The 14,238-nt window shown below is 53.3% G+C and carries 15 protein-coding genes; 3 read left to right on the plus strand and 12 right to left on the minus strand.

Features of this window, described 5'->3' with window-relative positions; genetic code table 11:
• Window positions 1-58: 58 nt before the first annotated feature.
• On the minus strand, window positions 59-679 hold the full coding sequence (fklB, locus tag ACM5QY_RS02250) for an FKBP-type peptidyl-prolyl cis-trans isomerase (protein WP_416119056.1): 621 nt from the start codon (window positions 677-679) through the stop codon (window positions 59-61).
• A 255-nt stretch (window positions 680-934) separates the two neighbouring features.
• Here fklB and ACM5QY_RS02255 point away from each other — a divergent pair, with 255 nt between their 5' ends.
• A complete protein-coding gene (locus ACM5QY_RS02255) occupies window positions 935-1,636 on the plus strand; it encodes an OapA family protein (RefSeq protein ID WP_416119057.1) in 702 nt (233 codons plus the stop codon).
• Between the two features lie 110 nt (window positions 1,637-1,746).
• Here ACM5QY_RS02255 and rplI read toward each other — a convergent pair whose 3' ends face one another.
• The 5 genes from rplI to yjfP form a co-directional block, all read right to left on the minus strand.
• Complete coding sequence (gene rplI, locus ACM5QY_RS02260; protein ID WP_101078290.1) at window positions 1,747-2,199, minus strand: 50S ribosomal protein L9; 453 nt, start codon at window positions 2,197-2,199, stop codon at window positions 1,747-1,749.
• Between the two features lie 39 nt (window positions 2,200-2,238).
• Window positions 2,239-2,466 (minus strand): 30S ribosomal protein S18, encoded by a 228-nt coding sequence (rpsR, locus tag ACM5QY_RS02265; protein WP_004392491.1) that lies wholly within the window; start codon window positions 2,464-2,466, stop codon window positions 2,239-2,241.
• Window positions 2,467-2,470: 4 nt separating this feature from the next.
• A complete protein-coding gene (gene priB / locus ACM5QY_RS02270; protein WP_416119058.1) occupies window positions 2,471-2,788 on the minus strand; it encodes a primosomal replication protein N in 318 nt (105 codons plus the stop codon).
• 5 nt (window positions 2,789-2,793) lie between these two features.
• The gene (rpsF, locus tag ACM5QY_RS02275; protein ID WP_013573776.1) at window positions 2,794-3,186 is read right to left on the minus strand and encodes a 30S ribosomal protein S6; all 393 of its coding nucleotides are present in this window, start codon (window positions 3,184-3,186) and stop codon (window positions 2,794-2,796) included.
• A 151-nt stretch (window positions 3,187-3,337) separates the two neighbouring features.
• Complete coding sequence (gene yjfP, locus ACM5QY_RS02280) at window positions 3,338-4,087, minus strand: esterase (protein ID WP_416119059.1); 750 nt, start codon at window positions 4,085-4,087, stop codon at window positions 3,338-3,340.
• 281 nt (window positions 4,088-4,368) lie between these two features.
• Between yjfP and ACM5QY_RS02285 the strand changes: the two genes are divergently transcribed.
• Both ACM5QY_RS02285 and bsmA read left to right on the plus strand, forming a co-directional pair.
• On the plus strand, window positions 4,369-6,318 hold the full coding sequence (locus tag ACM5QY_RS02285) for a methyl-accepting chemotaxis protein (RefSeq protein ID WP_416119060.1): 1,950 nt from the start codon (window positions 4,369-4,371) through the stop codon (window positions 6,316-6,318).
• 95 nt (window positions 6,319-6,413) lie between these two features.
• On the plus strand, window positions 6,414-6,725 hold the full coding sequence (gene bsmA / locus ACM5QY_RS02290; RefSeq protein ID WP_416119061.1) for a biofilm peroxide resistance protein BsmA: 312 nt from the start codon (window positions 6,414-6,416) through the stop codon (window positions 6,723-6,725).
• Here the strand turns inward: bsmA and ACM5QY_RS02295 are convergent, their stop codons facing one another.
• The 6 genes from ACM5QY_RS02295 to ACM5QY_RS02320 all read right to left on the minus strand — a co-directional run bounded on the left by ACM5QY_RS02295 (window position 6,726) and on the right by ACM5QY_RS02320 (window position 14,168).
• Window positions 6,726-8,357, minus strand: a complete 1,632-nt coding sequence (locus ACM5QY_RS02295; RefSeq protein WP_416119062.1) for an isovaleryl-CoA dehydrogenase — start codon at window positions 8,355-8,357, stop codon at window positions 6,726-6,728. It lies immediately after the preceding gene.
• A gap of 138 nt (window positions 8,358-8,495) precedes the next feature.
• Entirely contained in the window at window positions 8,496-9,239 is a 744-nt protein-coding gene (gene rlmB, locus ACM5QY_RS02300) for a 23S rRNA (guanosine(2251)-2'-O)-methyltransferase RlmB (protein WP_416119063.1), read from the minus strand.
• 92 nt (window positions 9,240-9,331) lie between these two features.
• On the minus strand, window positions 9,332-11,830 hold the full coding sequence (gene rnr, locus ACM5QY_RS02305; protein WP_416119064.1) for a ribonuclease R: 2,499 nt from the start codon (window positions 11,828-11,830) through the stop codon (window positions 9,332-9,334).
• A 41-nt stretch (window positions 11,831-11,871) separates the two neighbouring features.
• Window positions 11,872-12,297 carry a nitric oxide-sensing transcriptional repressor NsrR gene (nsrR, locus tag ACM5QY_RS02310; protein WP_416119065.1) on the minus strand — a complete coding sequence of 142 codons (426 nt, stop codon included), beginning with the start codon at window positions 12,295-12,297 and terminating at the stop codon, window positions 11,872-11,874.
• A 227-nt stretch (window positions 12,298-12,524) separates the two neighbouring features.
• Entirely contained in the window at window positions 12,525-13,823 is a 1,299-nt protein-coding gene (locus tag ACM5QY_RS02315; protein ID WP_104923529.1) for an adenylosuccinate synthase, read from the minus strand.
• Between the two features lie 144 nt (window positions 13,824-13,967).
• Window positions 13,968-14,168 (minus strand): DUF2065 domain-containing protein, encoded by a 201-nt coding sequence (locus tag ACM5QY_RS02320; protein WP_416119066.1) that lies wholly within the window; start codon window positions 14,166-14,168, stop codon window positions 13,968-13,970.
• Window positions 14,169-14,238: the final 70 nt, after the last annotated feature.

Genomic DNA, 14,238 nt, shown 5'->3' on the forward strand with positions numbered 1-14,238 from the left:
TGACAAAGATGAAAAAAGGGCGCAAATGCGCCCTTTCGTTGCTGATATCCGTGAGGAATTACAGAATTTCTAACAGCTCAACTTCGAAGACCAGCGCGCTGTAAGGAGGGATGGAAGCACCCGCACCACGTTCGCCGTAAGCCAGGTTGTGAGGGATGTACAGTTCCCACTTCGAACCGACTGGCATCAGAGTCAGTGCCTCAATCCAGCCCGCAATCACGCCGTTAACCGGGAATTCAGCTGGCTCGCCACGCTGTACGGAACTGTCGAACACCGTACCGTCGATCAGTTTACCGGTGTAGTGAACACGTACGCGGTCCTGACGGCCCGGGATAGTGCCTTCGCCCTGAGTAATCACAGAGAATTGCAGACCGGATTCGGTGCTGCTTACGCCTTCGCGCTGTGCATTTGCAGCCAGGAATTCCTGGCCCTGAACGGCCAGTGCTTCCTGACGTTCACGACGAACAGCATCAGCACGTTCGTGGACTTCACGCAGTGCGCGGTGAACCACATCAACAGGAACGGCTGGCGTATTCCCTTCCAGCGCATCACGTAAGCCTGCCAGCAGTGCGTCAGGCTCTAAGCCCTCCAAACCTGATTCCTGCAACTGTTGACCGACCTGCAGGCCGATACCGTAACTTGCCTGCGCTTCTACGCTGTCAAATGAAGGGGTAGTCATGAATTTTCCTTAGCTCTTAAAAATGTCGAACGCGCAGCATAGCAGCGCAACGCTTTTGGGTAAAATTCTCTGTGAGGCAACTTGACGGCTGACGCAGTTCCTTCCACTTTTCGATGAATTTTTCGTATTTGCCGCTATTTAACACATCGTTTGGGTGATATTTATGCTTTGCCCCTTTCCGCATCAAGCAGTTAAGCGGCTATACTAGGCAGCAACAGGCAGTCGAAATTGTGACAGTGAAAAAGAGAGGTTGTCATGGGCAGAATCCCGCCCAGGAGAAGGAAAGCCGTCCGTATTTATCAACCGATGTTGAGATCCTGGATTGCGATTATGAAAAGGCCAATGCAAGACACGACAGCGCAAAATGAAAACGAAGAGGAAGAGATTGCCGCACAAACCGGTCGCACTTCTTCTGCAGTGACGAAAAGCAAAACGCTGCTGAGCAAAATCTGGCATATGAGCGACGATTTCCACTGGATGTCGCCCCTGCCTTACACGCACCGTCGTGGCATCATTATTAGTGTGCTGGTGATCCTTCTGGCACTGCTTTGGCCTTACACGCCGGAAAATACCTACGCGCCTTCACAGCCACAACAACCGGCCAGTATCCCGATGCAGGCCGATTTACGTAACGATCAGGGCCGGACCACGCAGATGGCGGATCCGGTACAGCCGCAGGTAAATGACAGTGCCGGCACCTGGCGCAATTATCAGGTTCAGTCGGGTCAGACACTGGCGCAGCTATTCCGCGACAATAATATGGCTGTGAATGATGTGTTCGCGATGGCGCGCGTTGAGGGCGCAGATAAGCCCCTGAGCACGCTCAAAACGGGTCAGCAGGTGAAAATTCAGCGGGATGCGCAGGGTATAGTCACGGCGTTACAGGTGACCACGGAGCAAAATGTGACGGTGACGTTTACACGTCAGCCGGATGGCAGCTTCCAGCGCGGAAACTAATCGTCAAAAAAAGCCACTCGTTCTTATTTCTCCCGGGATGAAAATTCCCGGACGCAGAAAAGCAAAACGCCGGCACAAGGCCGGCGTTTTACAGGTTAACTTCAGCGTTATTACGCTTCAGCAACCACGATCACGTTCAGTTTAGCGAACACATCGCTGTGTACCTGGAATTCCACTTCGTGGTCACCCGTAGTACGCAGGACGCCGTTCGGCAAACGAACTTCGCTTTTAGCAACTTCAACACCAGCAGCAGTTACTGCATCAGCGATATCGCGAGTACCGATAGAGCCGAACAGTTTGCCTTCGTCGCCTGATTTAGACGCGATGGTTACTGAACCCAGTTCGTTGATTTTAGTTGCGCGAGCTTCAGCAGCGGACAGAACGTCAGCCAATTTAGCTTCCAGTTCTGCACGGCGTGCTTCGAAAAATTCAACGTTTTTCTTGGTAGCAGGAACAGCTTTGCCCTGTGGTACCAGGAAGTTACGAGCGTAGCCCGCTTTAACGTTAACTTGATCACCCAGGCTGCCCAGGTTTGCTACTTTATCAAGCAGAATAACTTGCATTACCTAATCCTCTCAGAGTCGTTAATTGACAGTTGCCGATTACTGATGACGATCAGTGTATGGCAACAGAGAAAGATAGCGTGCGCGCTTGATACAACGAGCGAGCTGACGCTGGTATTTTGCACGAGTACCGGTAATACGGCTCGGGACAATTTTACCACTTTCGGTAACGTAGTTTTTCAGCGTAGCGATATCTTTATAATCAATCTCTACAACGCCTTCCGCGGTGAAACGGCAGAACTTGCGACGACGGAAATAACGTGCCATTAGGCTAGTCTCCAGAATCTATCAAATCAATCTGCTCGGCATGTAACACCACTTTATTCAGTCCATTGCGCCCTTGATGGCAACTAATGAATCCGGTAACAGTGAGTTGCGTGCCGACCGTTATACTGTGAGTTAATGCTTGTGACGCTTGTCCGCTGACAACGATGGGCATTCTGCACCACGCTTGTCGGCTAAATCCGGCTTCCTGCTGCTGCGAGCGGTGCTCAAGCACAAACTGGCAGTGAGGAATACCCGAAGGACTGACTTTACGAATGGGGGTCTTGCACACAGTGCCTGACAACACCAGACGATTCGCCATCACGGCAATTACTCTTCAGAATCCCCAGCTTCGGCATCATCATTAGCTTCAGCAAAGTCTTCACGGCGATCACGACGTTCGTCTTTTGCTTTAACCATTGGAGATGCTTCAGTTACCGCGTGTTTAGTACGCATAACCATGCTACGGATAACGGCGTCGTTGAAGCGGAAGTTTGTTTCCAGCTCATCGATCGCTTCCTGCGGAGCTTCAACGTTCAGCAGAACGTAGTGAGCTTTGTGCAGTTTGTTGATCGGGTAAGCCAGTTGACGGCGGCCCCAGTCTTCCAGACGGTGAATCTGACCAGCAGCGTTAGTGATTACTGCACTGTAACGCTCGATCATGCCCGGAACCTGTTCGCTTTGGTCAGGGTGAACCATAAATACGATTTCGTAATGACGCATAGAATTGCTCCTTACGGATTATTCAGCCTCCTGTCAGGGTCAACCGCGGCCCATGGAAGCAAGGAACGTGTTTGTTGTGCGGTCGAAAAAATGACGCGCAATTATATGTACAGCCTGTGGGAAACTCAAGGAGAAAGGTAGATTAATTTCTCTACAGCCTGGCGGCGAAAAATTCGGTGCTTGCCGCCAGCGCGTTTACCGACACTTTATGCTTCGCATCGGCTTCAGAAATGAACGTCAGATTGGCATCCGCGCCATTTTCCGCAAGCTCCTGCCTCAGGCGCTGACTTTCGCCGAACGGGACGACATCATCCTGTTCACCGTGCCAGACAAACAACGGTTTACCGGCGATTAAGGCCGTTTTCCCGCTGATATCCAGGCTCAATAACGGTGCAAATTCACGTTCAAACGCGTTGCGTTGCGCGGAGTCTTCCACATCGTAAGCCGGAAAAAGACGGTGCGATAAATGTGAAAAATAGCCGGAGCCCATCAGATTTGCCGCCACTTTCACCCAGGGGAATTTGACCAGCGCCGCCATCGTCGTCATGCCACCCATAGACACACCGCCGACGCCTAATCTCTCCGAACTGGCCAGGCCGTTGCCGACAAAGTGATCTTTCAGCACCGCTAACTCTTCTATATTGCCCTGCAAAATGCCCCAAAAATTGGCCAGCAACCGGGCTTCGTCGCCATCAGCACGCGCACCATGGAGCCGGGCATCAGGCAAAATAACGCGAAAACCGGCTTTCGCCAGTGTGTAGCCAAAATAGGAGTAAATTTCCTTCGACGACGTAAAGCCGTGATAGAAAAATATCGTCGGGAGCTGCTGCGGATATTGTCCGGCAGGAACGGCGTGGATCACCTGGATCCCTTCAATATTTTCTTCATACATCTCAACCATCTGATACTCCCTTTACGCCTTTTGGCAAACGAGTTTGGCTTCAGTCTGTTTTTCAGTTTACCGGCCCGACGCCGGCCGGCCACAACCTTTTTCGCATGATTTATAACCATTTATTGAAGTGAAAGTAAAATCAGTGATTTTTGCCTAATTCAAATTCACACATTTAGAATAATTTCATTGATTCAAATCAATTTTTAATGAAATAACTGGTTACAGTTGATCATTAATCCTTTCCCGTTTGCCGCCGTTAGTGCGCTTACATAAGCAAACGGAAAAAACCCATGAAAACGGCATCAAAACGTGCATTTCGCCGCTGGAGCATAGGCGCAAAACTGGCCAGTATTGCATCTCTGCTGGTCGGCACCCTGTTTATTATTTTCACTTTGTCTCTGACGCATTCTGCCGGCAGACAGGTTAATGAGCTGGCCATTAACGCCATTTCAGAACAGGTGACCGGCGTCGTTGACATGATTGAGATGTATAACGCCAGCCTGAATGCGGAAGTTGACAGCTACACGCGTTTATTCAGCAACTTCCTGCCAGAGAATTTCGAGCTGGATACCGCCAGCCCGGTGATGGTCGGCAGTGAGTCTGCGCCTGTTATTAAAGCCGGCGGTAATCCCCTGAATCTTGATACGCGGATCCCCGATGATTTTCTGGCACGCACCGGTGCCATTTCTACCGTTTTCGCACGCCGTGGCGACGACTTTATCCGTGTGACCACTTCACTGAAAAAGCAGGATGGCACGCGCGCTATCGGGACGTTGCTCGACAGCGCCAGCCCGGCATATGCACAAATTATGGCCGGACAATCCTTTAGCGGTCTCGCGACGTTATTCGGCAAAAAATACATCACTAAATATCAGCCGGTGCGCGACGCACAGGGCAGCGTGATCGGCATTCTGTTTGTCGGGGTCGATATCACGCAGGAATACGCGGATATGCGCTCAAAAATTTTGTCCAAACGCATTGGTGAGAAAGGCTATTTCTTTGTGCTCAACAGCGCACCGGGGAAAGGTCTCGGCAAGTATCTGGTGCATTCCACGCATGAAGGCAAAACCCCGGCGTGGCCAGACGGTGAGTTGCAGCAGGTGATGTCACAATCGCACGGAGAGCGCGAGTACACCGACCCTGCCAGCCAGCATCAGCAATTTATTGTCTATGCCAATGTCCCGGCGTGGCATTGGGTCGTCGTGGGCAGTACCGACAAAGACAGTCTGATGGAACAGGTTAACAACACGCGTAACCGCTTCCTGATGATCAGCCTTATGGCACTGGCGTTGTTCGCGGCGCTGTTTATCGGGCTGACGCGAAAACTGGTCAGCCGCCCGCTCAGCGACGTGGTGCTGATTGCCCAGCAATACGCCAGCGGGGATTTGCGTGCCCGCGCGCAGACGCAGCGCGTCGATGAGATTGGTTCCCTGATGCACGCCATTGACGGCATCGGCCACGGGCTGGAGAAAATTGTCGGCGAAGTGCGTCAGGTGTCTTCTGAAATTATGACCAATACGCACGGGCTGGCGCACGACAGCGATCAAATCAATCAGCAGATTGGCACGCAGGCGAGCAGTCTGGAAGAAACCTCGGCCAGCATGGAGCAAATCACTGCCACCGTGCAGAACACGGCGGACAACGCCACGCAGGCAACGCAACTGGTGCTGCAAACCGATAAGGCCGCCACGGTGGGCGCGGACGCGGTGAATCAGTCCGTCGAAAGCATGGAAGCCATCAAACATGCCTCGACGCGCATCGCAGATATCACCACGGTCATCGAAGGCATCGCCTTCCAGACCAATATTCTGGCGCTGAACGCCGCGGTGGAAGCCGCCAGAGCCGGTGAACACGGTCGCGGATTTGCAGTGGTGGCTGCCGAAGTCCGGGCGCTGGCGCAACGCAGTTCAAATGCGGTGAAAGAGATTGAAAATCTGGTCGCCGACTCCCTGAGCAAAGTCGAAGACGGTCATCAGAGCGCGGCCAAAACGCAGGCGAATATGAGCGGTATTCTTAGCGGGATCCGTCAGGTGAAAGTGCTGATGAGCGACATCGATGTGGCTTCACATGAGCAGTCTTCGGGGATTTCGCAAGTCAATATTGCCATCATGCAGATTGGTAAAGCGACGCACGAGAACGCCACGCTGGTGGAAAATTCAAGACAAACTGCGGCGGCGCTTAGCGAACAGGGGCGTCACCTTTCTCAACTGGTGAGCGTATTTAAAATTTCCGAAAGATAAGACGTGAGTCGCGCGGTAATAAACACCGCGCAGACTCGCCAGCTTAGCGGTGAAAGGGCTACACTCAGAGTATCGCCCTTTTTCCGGATATCACGATGAAAACCCTCCAAATCTCCGCCGCGCTGCTGTTACTGGCTGCGCTCAGCGGTTGCAGCAATGTCATGCAGACTACGCCCGTTCCACCGCCCGCACCGACGGCAAAAGCGCAGGAAATTACTCGCGCCCAGACATCAACGCTGACCAAAATCGGCAGTATTACCGCCGAAGCCCTTGGCAGCCCGATGGACGTCGAAGCGGAAATCCAGCGCAAAGCCAATGCAGCGGGCGCACGTTATTACGTCATCATGTTTAACAGCGAAACCATTATCCCCGGTCGCTGGTACTCTCAGGCCACGCTTTACCGCTGATCATTCGGCTCCGATTGCGCGGTTGATCAGCAACTGACACAGGCGTTCAGGCAACAGCGTTTCTCCGCGCGGATCCAGTACCATCCTGCACCACGCGTCGGCCATGGGCGGCGAAGCAAATTCCAGCATCTGCGTGGCCGCCAGCAGGTTAAACAGTTGTCCGGTCAGCCAGCGCCCCTGCGCTTCTTCCGGTGCATGCAGACGTTGCTGGAACTGGCGTGAAGCGCGGTCAAAAATCCGGTTTTGCCCGCGCGACTGATGCAACAGGTGTTGCAGCATTTCTCCGCTGGCGGGCAGCTTTTTGAGTGTTCTCAGCACATCGAGACACATCACATTCCCCGAGCCTTCCCAGATACTGTTCACCGGCATTTCACGATACAAACGCGGCAACTCGCTGTCTTCGCAGTACCCGATCCCGCCTAATGCCTCCATCGCTTCCGCCACAAAAGGCATGCCCTGACGGCAGACTTCAAACTTCGCGGCGGGCGTCAGCAGGCGGCACAAAATCTGTTCATCCGGGTTATCGCATGCGCCGGTCGCCGCGCCCAGGCGCATCAGCAGCATCGTTTGCCCTTCCAGATGCAGGGCCATCCGGCTCAGCGTCTGGCGCATCAGTGGCTGTTCAATCAGCGGTTTGCCGAACACCTGCCGCTGGAAGGCGTGATACAAGGCCACGGATAAAGCCCGGCGCATCATGGCGTGGCTGCCCAGCGCGCAGTCAAAACGCGTATGTCCGCCCATTTTCAGGATATGGCGGATCCCTTCTCCCTCTTCGCCCAGCAGCCAGCCCGTCGCATCCTGAAACTCCACTTCACTGCTGGCGTTCGAGCGGTTACCGAGTTTATCTTTCAGGCGTTCAATACGGATGGCATTTCGCGAGCCGTCCGGCAGAACCCTGGGCAAAAAGAAGCAGGACAGCCCGCCGTCGGCCTGCGCCAGCACCAGATGCGCATCGCTTTGCGGTACCGAGAAAAACCATTTGTGGCCGGTCAGATGATACGGTTTTCCGCTGCCACGGCCTTCCAGCGCAACCGCCCGCGTGGTGTTGCTGAGCACGTCAGAACCACCCTGCTTTTCGGTCATGCCCATACCAATCAGCACACCTTTCTTCTGATCGCCGGGCTGCAAATGCGGATCGTAACGGTCAGAAAGCAGCGGTCTGAGCCAGCTGCGAAATTCCGCAGGCAGATAATGTTGTAAAAGAGGAATCGAGCCGAAAGTCATCGTTACAGGGCAAAGTGTTCCGGCTTCAACCTGAGCATGCAGAATAAAGCGCGCGGCACGCGCCACGGCAGAACCAATACGCGCATCTTCCTGCCACGGCAAATTATGCACCCGATTAGCAATCAGCCCCTGCATCAGCAAATGCCAGGCCGGGTGAAACCGGACATCGTCGAGCCGTTCACCGGTGGTGTCATAGCGCAGAAGATCGGGCGGATTCGCATTCGCCAGCCGTCCGAGTTCCAGCGATTCGGCAGAGCCCAGCTGTTGTCCTAAAGAAGCCAGCACGTCACTGTCCCAGCCCGCCTGCTGGCGGGCAACGGCTTCGCGCAGCGGCGTATCAGAGAGGAATAAATTGCTGTTACTCAGCGGCTTGGGCTGATTGAAAACCCGATGTGTTTCCCAGTTCATCGCCTGCTCCCTTTCATAAGGATGAGGTATCAGTATGGTAAAAATCGGAGAATTAACAGGCGCGCAGATCACAAAGGCAGAAATGCAAACGGGAGCCCGAAGGCTCCCGTTTTATGGCATGACGTCAGAAATCTGAAATCAGCTTTTCTTCAGACCACGCTGACGTACCGCCTCGAACAGGCAAACGCCGGTCGCGACAGAGACGTTGAGGGAAGACACGCTGCCTGACATCGGGATGCTGATCAGTTCGTCGCAATGTTCGCGGGTCAGACGGCGCATACCTTCGCCTTCTGCGCCCATCACCAGCGCCATCGGGCCGGTCATCTTGCTCTGGAACAGATCATGATCCGCTTCGCCTGCCGTGCCGACGATCCAGACATTATGTTCCTGCAATACGCGTAAAGTACGCGCCAGATTGGTCACGTTAATCAACGGTACGTTTTCTGCCGCGCCGCTGGCGACTTTTTTGGCTGTCGCGTTCAGTTTTGCAGAACGGTCACGCGGAACGATAACGGCATGAACACCCGCCGCATCAGCAGTACGCAAACATGCGCCCAGATTGTGCGGGTCGGTTACGCCGTCCAGCACCAGCAGGAACGGGCAATCGAGGCTTTCAAGCAGCGCAGGCAGATCGTTTTCCTGATACTGGCGGCCTTCACGCACGCGGGCAATAATCCCCTGATGCACGGCACCTTCGGATTTCTCATCCAGCCACTGTCGGCTCGCCACCTGGATAACAATGCCGCCCGCTTCCAGCTCGTCGATCAATGGTTTCAGACGTTTGTCGTCACGGCCTTTCAGGATGAAGACTTCCAGAAAGCGCTGCGGATCGTTGTCGAGTAAGGCTTTAACGGAATGAATACCGTAGATAATTTCGCTCATGATGCTCTTTAAAATAGAATTGCGGACAGCATGCTGTCCGCAATTTAATAAGGTTACGGGCGATTCTACCATAGACGAATCGCCGGGAAGGGTTAGCTGTCGGTCGACTTTTTCTTCGCGCGCTTGGCTTTGGTGGCCGATGCAATTTTCGTCGTTTTGTCAGAAGGCTTTTTAGCTTTCTTCGGTTTACCGTCTTTACCCACTTCGCCAACCGTTTTCTCTTTCTTCGGTTTAGCCGGTTTTGCGTCGTCTTTACGGAAGGTGCTGTCCGGCTCAAAGTTCACGTTTTTCTTGCCAGTACGGCGACGCCCTGCATTGGCAGGCGCGGTGGAACGCATGGAACGTTCGCCGCCTTTTTTGGCACGATCGCGTGCTGTTTTACCTTCACCGCGTGCTTTACGGGTGCTGGAAACCAGAGCGAAGTCGATTTTACGCTCGTCCATATGTACAGCTTCAACGCGGATTTCTACCGTATCACCCAGGCGGTAAACCGCGCCTGAAGATTCACCCACCAGGCGCTGCCCGATGTTGTCGTAACGGTAGTAATCGTTGTCCAGCGAGGACACATGCACTAAGCCGTCTATGAACAAATCGTTCAGGCGAACGAAGAAACCGAAGCCGGTGACGCTGGCGATAATACCGGTAAAGACTTCGCCGACGTGATCCTGCATGAAGTCGCATTTCAGCCAGTCAGCTACGTTCCGGGTGGCTTCGTCCGCACGACGTTCAGCCATGGAACAATGCTCGCCAAGCTGCAACATATCTTCATAATCGCTGTGCCAGCCACCGGTTGGCGTCCAGCGGTCTTTCAGCGTGCCGTGCTCTTTCGCCAGAAGATATTTGATGGCGCGGTGCAATGCCAGATCCGGATAACGACGGATTGGGGACGTGAAGTGCCCGTAGGACTGCAACGCCAGACCAAAGTGGCCACGGTTTTCCGGGTCATAAATCGCCTGTTTCATCGAACGCAGCAACATCGTTTGCAGCATTTCGCGGTCAGGGCGATCCGCCAGTTCATCCATAATCTGAGCATAATCTTTCGGCTCAGGTTTCAGACCGCCGCCCATGACCAAACCCAACTCACCCAGCACGCTGCGCAGCGCGGAGATATGGTCGTCGCTTGGACGGTCGTGAACACGGAACAGCGCCGGTTCATTATGTTTTTCAACAAAACGCGCCGCCGCGATGTTCGCGAGGATCATGCACTCTTCAATCAGTTTGTGCGCATCGTTACGGACGGTCGGTTCGACGCGTTCGATACGGCGCTCGGCGTTGAAGATGAATTTCGCTTCTTCCGTTTCAAACGCGATACCGCCGCGTTCTGCACGCGCCTGATCCAACACTTTGTACATGGTGTGCAGTTCAAGCAGATGCTTAACCAGCGGGCTGTACTGTTCGCGCAGCTCCGGGTCACCTTCGATGACGCGCCAGACTTTATTGTAGGTCAGACGGGCGTGGGAGCTCATCACCGCTTCGTAGAATTTAGAACTGGTCAGCTTGCCCTGCGCGGAGATAGTCATCTCACAGACCATACAGAGACGGTCAACCTGAGGGTTCAGGGAGCACAGGCCATTCGACAGCACTTCCGGCAGCATCGGGACAACTTGCGACGGGAAGTAAACGGATGTCGCGCGGCTGCGTGCTTCGTCGTCCAGCGCGGTGCCATGACGGACGTAATAACTGACGTCAGCGATAGCCACCCACAAGCGCCAGCCACCACCGCGTTTTTTCTCGCAATATACGGCGTCATCGAAGTCCCGTGCGTCTTCACCATCGATGGTGACTAACGGCAGACTGCGTAAATCAACACGGCCTTTTTTGGCTTCTTCCGGCACCTGTTCGCTCAGGTCTTCGACCTGTTTCAGAACCTGTGGCGGCCAGACGTGTGGGATTTCGTGCGTACGCAGTGCGATATCCACCGCCATGTTGGTGCCCATTTTATCGCCCAGCACTTCAACGATTTTACCGACAGCTTTGGTACGGCGGGTCGGACGCTGTGTCAGCTCAACCACCACCATGTACCCCATGCGCGCGCCGTTAATGGCATCGGCCGGGATCAGGATATCAAAGCTCAGGCGGCTGTCGTCTGGCACCACAAAACCTGCACCGGCATCGGTAAAGTAACGACCGACAATCTGGCTGGTTTTTGGCACCAGGACACGCACGATACGCGCTTCACGGCGGCCTTTACGGTCGGTGCCGACCGGTTGTGCAAGCACCACGTCGCCGTGGATGCACATTTTCATTTGTTCAGCAGAAAGATACACGTCGTCTTTTTTTACGCCTTCAAGGCGCAGGAAACCATAGCCATCGCGATGGCCAATGACGGTGCCTTTCAGTAAGTCCAGACGCTCCGGCAGCGCGTAGCACTGACGGCGGGTGAAGACCAGTTGCCCGTCACGCTCCATCGCACGCAGACGACGGCGCAGGGCTTCCAGCGCGTCTTCTCCGGAAATATTCAGCTCATTCCCAATCTCTTCCCGGCTGGCGGGCGTTTCACGTTTGCCGAGATGTTCCAGAATAAATTCACGGCTGGGAATAGGTGATTCGTATTTTTCTGCTTCTCGTTCCAGGAATGGATCTTGTGACATAGCGATTCCTCCGTTGTCATCAGCAGTTTGTTGAAAGTCTTTCATTCAACAAGCAATAATTTGTAGAGCGGTGAATTGTCTTTGACCATATCGGCCAGAGTGTACTGATTCAGCTCATCAAGAAAATGTTCTACAGCAGTGTGCAGGACGAGTTTTAGCCGGCAAGCGGGCGTGATATGGCAAAAATCACTGTCGCAATTGACCAGTGACAGCGGTTCGAGTTCGCGAACCACATCGCCAATGCGGATTGTCTCCGCGGGTTTCCCCAGTTTAATGCCCCCGTTTTTGCCACGGACAGCGGTGACCAGGCCCGCGCGGCTCAACTGATTAATGATTTTCACCATGTGATTTCGCGATACACCATAAACTTCGGTGACCTGTGAAATGTTGGTCATCTGATCGCCTGGCAGCGATGCCATATAAATCAACGCTCTCAAACCATAATCAGTAAAACTCGTTAACTGCACACATACCTCTGGGTAGTTGTTTACCCGGTCTTTCCACGTCAGCAATGGCAACAGGGTGAAGATGATTGTTTATTATGACACTTTGATGATAAACCAGCCGCGAACTTTGCAGCTAATCATTTAGATAGTGGATGCTTCGCGGGAAGTAAACAAGCGTGGACGGTCAGAAAAAAATAAACCGGGCAAATTTGCCCGGTTATGACGTTTTACGCAATCAGCTCAGGCTGTTAAGCGTCAAACGGGTCGCGCAGGATCATGGTTTCGCTACGATCCGGGCCAGTCGAAATGATATCAATCGGAACTTCAGTCAGCTCTTCGATACGCTTGATGTAGTTCAGTGCTGCCTGTGGCAGATTTTCGACTTCTTTCACACCAAAGGTGGTTTCACTCCAGCCTGGCATGATTTCGTAGATTGGCTCGATGCCTTCCCAGCCTTCTGCTGCCAGCGGGGTCGTCGTCATTTCGCGGCCATCAGGCATGCGGTAGCCAATACACAGTTTCACTTCTTTCAGACCGTCCAGCACGTCCAGTTTGGTCAGACAGAAACCAGACAGCGAGTTGATCTGCACAGAACGACGAACAGCTACGATGTCCAGCCAGCCGCAACGACGGCTACGACCGGTAGTCGCACCAAACTCGTTACCTTGCTTACGCAGGAATTCACCGGTTTCGTCGAACAGTTCAGTCGGGAACGGACCTGCACCTACGCGGGTGGAATAGGCTTTTACGATACCCAGAACGTAATCAACATAACGTGGACCAATACCCGAACCGGTAGCGACGCCGCCTGCTGTGGTGTTGGAAGACGTTACGTACGGATAAGTCCCGTGGTCGATGTCCAGAAGCGTACCTTGTGCGCCTTCGAACATGATCAGATCGCCGCGCTTACGCGCGCCATCCAGCAGCTCAGACACGTCAACAACCATAGCGGTCAGGATGTCGGCAATAGCCATGACATCATCCAACGTTTTCTGGAAATCAACGGCTTCTACTTTGTAGTAGTTAACCAGCTGGAAGTTATGATAATCGATGATTTCTTTCAGCTTGATAGCGAAAGTTTCTTTGTTGAAGAGATCGCCAACGCGCAGACCGCGACGGGCAACTTTATCTTCATAAGCCGGGCCGATGCCGCGACCGGTGGTGCCGATTGCTTTATCGCCACGCGCTTTTTCGCGCGCCATGTCCAGTGCAACATGGTATGGCAGGATCAGCGGGCAAGCTTCAGAGAGTAACAGACGTTCGCGTACAGGGATGCCACGAGCTTCAAGTTCACCCATTTCTTTCATTAAAGCGTCAGGTGCCAGAACAACACCGTTGCCGATGATGCTGATCACGTTCTCACGCAAAATGCCAGACGGAATTAAATGAAGAACGGTTTTTTCACCGTTGATAACCAGAGTGTGACCGGCGTTGTGACCGCCCTGATAGCGCACAACATATTTAGCCCGTTCAGTAAGCAGGTCTACGACCTTGCCTTTCCCTTCATCACCCCATTGTGTGCCGAGTACGACGACGTTCTTACCCATCTCAAGAATCACCAGGTTGCTTAAAAAAGGATTCTAACATCTCATTCTGTGCTTTCCAGTACTTTTAGCACACGTTTGCGGGAAAAATTTTAATTGCGTGCTACCGGTCTCAACAGGACGTGACACGCTGAACGTAACAAAACCTCAACCACCCAGACGACCACGCAACATGTAGTAAATTACGAAGCCCGCAACCACAAGACCCCCACCAAAACGGCGCAAAATGTGATCGGGAAGATTCGCCAGCGTGAGGATCATTTTTCTCCAGGATTTTGGATAAAGCATCGGCCCCAGGCCTTCCAGAACCAAAACTAATGCCAGCGCCAGCCAGATTGTCGAATTCATGGTGAATGCGTCTCAGTGATTCCCTTCAAATAGAAAAGGGTGTTTCAGAAATGACAAAAGGCCCACAAAG

Source organism: Rahnella sp. PCH160, from assembly GCF_047784855.1.
Classification (GTDB): Bacteria; Pseudomonadota; Gammaproteobacteria; order Enterobacterales; family Enterobacteriaceae; genus Rahnella.

Bases quoted from the DNA above. Each gene is read 5' to 3' on its own strand.
- rplI (WP_101078290.1), bottom strand. From the start codon at position 2,199: ATGCAAGTTATTCTGCTTGATAAAGTAGCAAACCTGGGCAGCCTGGGT.
- ACM5QY_RS02320 (WP_416119066.1), bottom strand. From the start codon at position 14,168: ATGAATTCGACAATCTGGCTGGCGCTGGCATTAGTTTTGGTTCTGGAA.
- fklB (WP_416119056.1), bottom strand. From the start codon at position 679: ATGACTACCCCTTCATTTGACAGCGTAGAAGCGCAGGCAAGTTACGGT.
- bsmA (WP_416119061.1), top strand. From the start codon at position 6,414: ATGAAAACCCTCCAAATCTCCGCCGCGCTGCTGTTACTGGCTGCGCTC.
- rnr (WP_416119064.1), bottom strand. From the start codon at position 11,830: ATGTCACAAGATCCATTCCTGGAACGAGAAGCAGAAAAATACGAATCA.
- ACM5QY_RS02295 (WP_416119062.1), bottom strand. From the start codon at position 8,357: ATGAACTGGGAAACACATCGGGTTTTCAATCAGCCCAAGCCGCTGAGT.
- yjfP (WP_416119059.1), bottom strand. From the start codon at position 4,087: ATGGTTGAGATGTATGAAGAAAATATTGAAGGGATCCAGGTGATCCAC.
- rpsR (WP_004392491.1), bottom strand. From the start codon at position 2,466: ATGGCACGTTATTTCCGTCGTCGCAAGTTCTGCCGTTTCACCGCGGAA.
- ACM5QY_RS02315 (WP_104923529.1), bottom strand. From the start codon at position 13,823: ATGGGTAAGAACGTCGTCGTACTCGGCACACAATGGGGTGATGAAGGG.
- ACM5QY_RS02255 (WP_416119057.1), top strand. From the start codon at position 935: ATGGGCAGAATCCCGCCCAGGAGAAGGAAAGCCGTCCGTATTTATCAA.
- ACM5QY_RS02285 (WP_416119060.1), top strand. From the start codon at position 4,369: ATGAAAACGGCATCAAAACGTGCATTTCGCCGCTGGAGCATAGGCGCA.
- rpsF (WP_013573776.1), bottom strand. From the start codon at position 3,186: ATGCGTCATTACGAAATCGTATTTATGGTTCACCCTGACCAAAGCGAA.
- rlmB (WP_416119063.1), bottom strand. From the start codon at position 9,239: ATGAGCGAAATTATCTACGGTATTCATTCCGTTAAAGCCTTACTCGAC.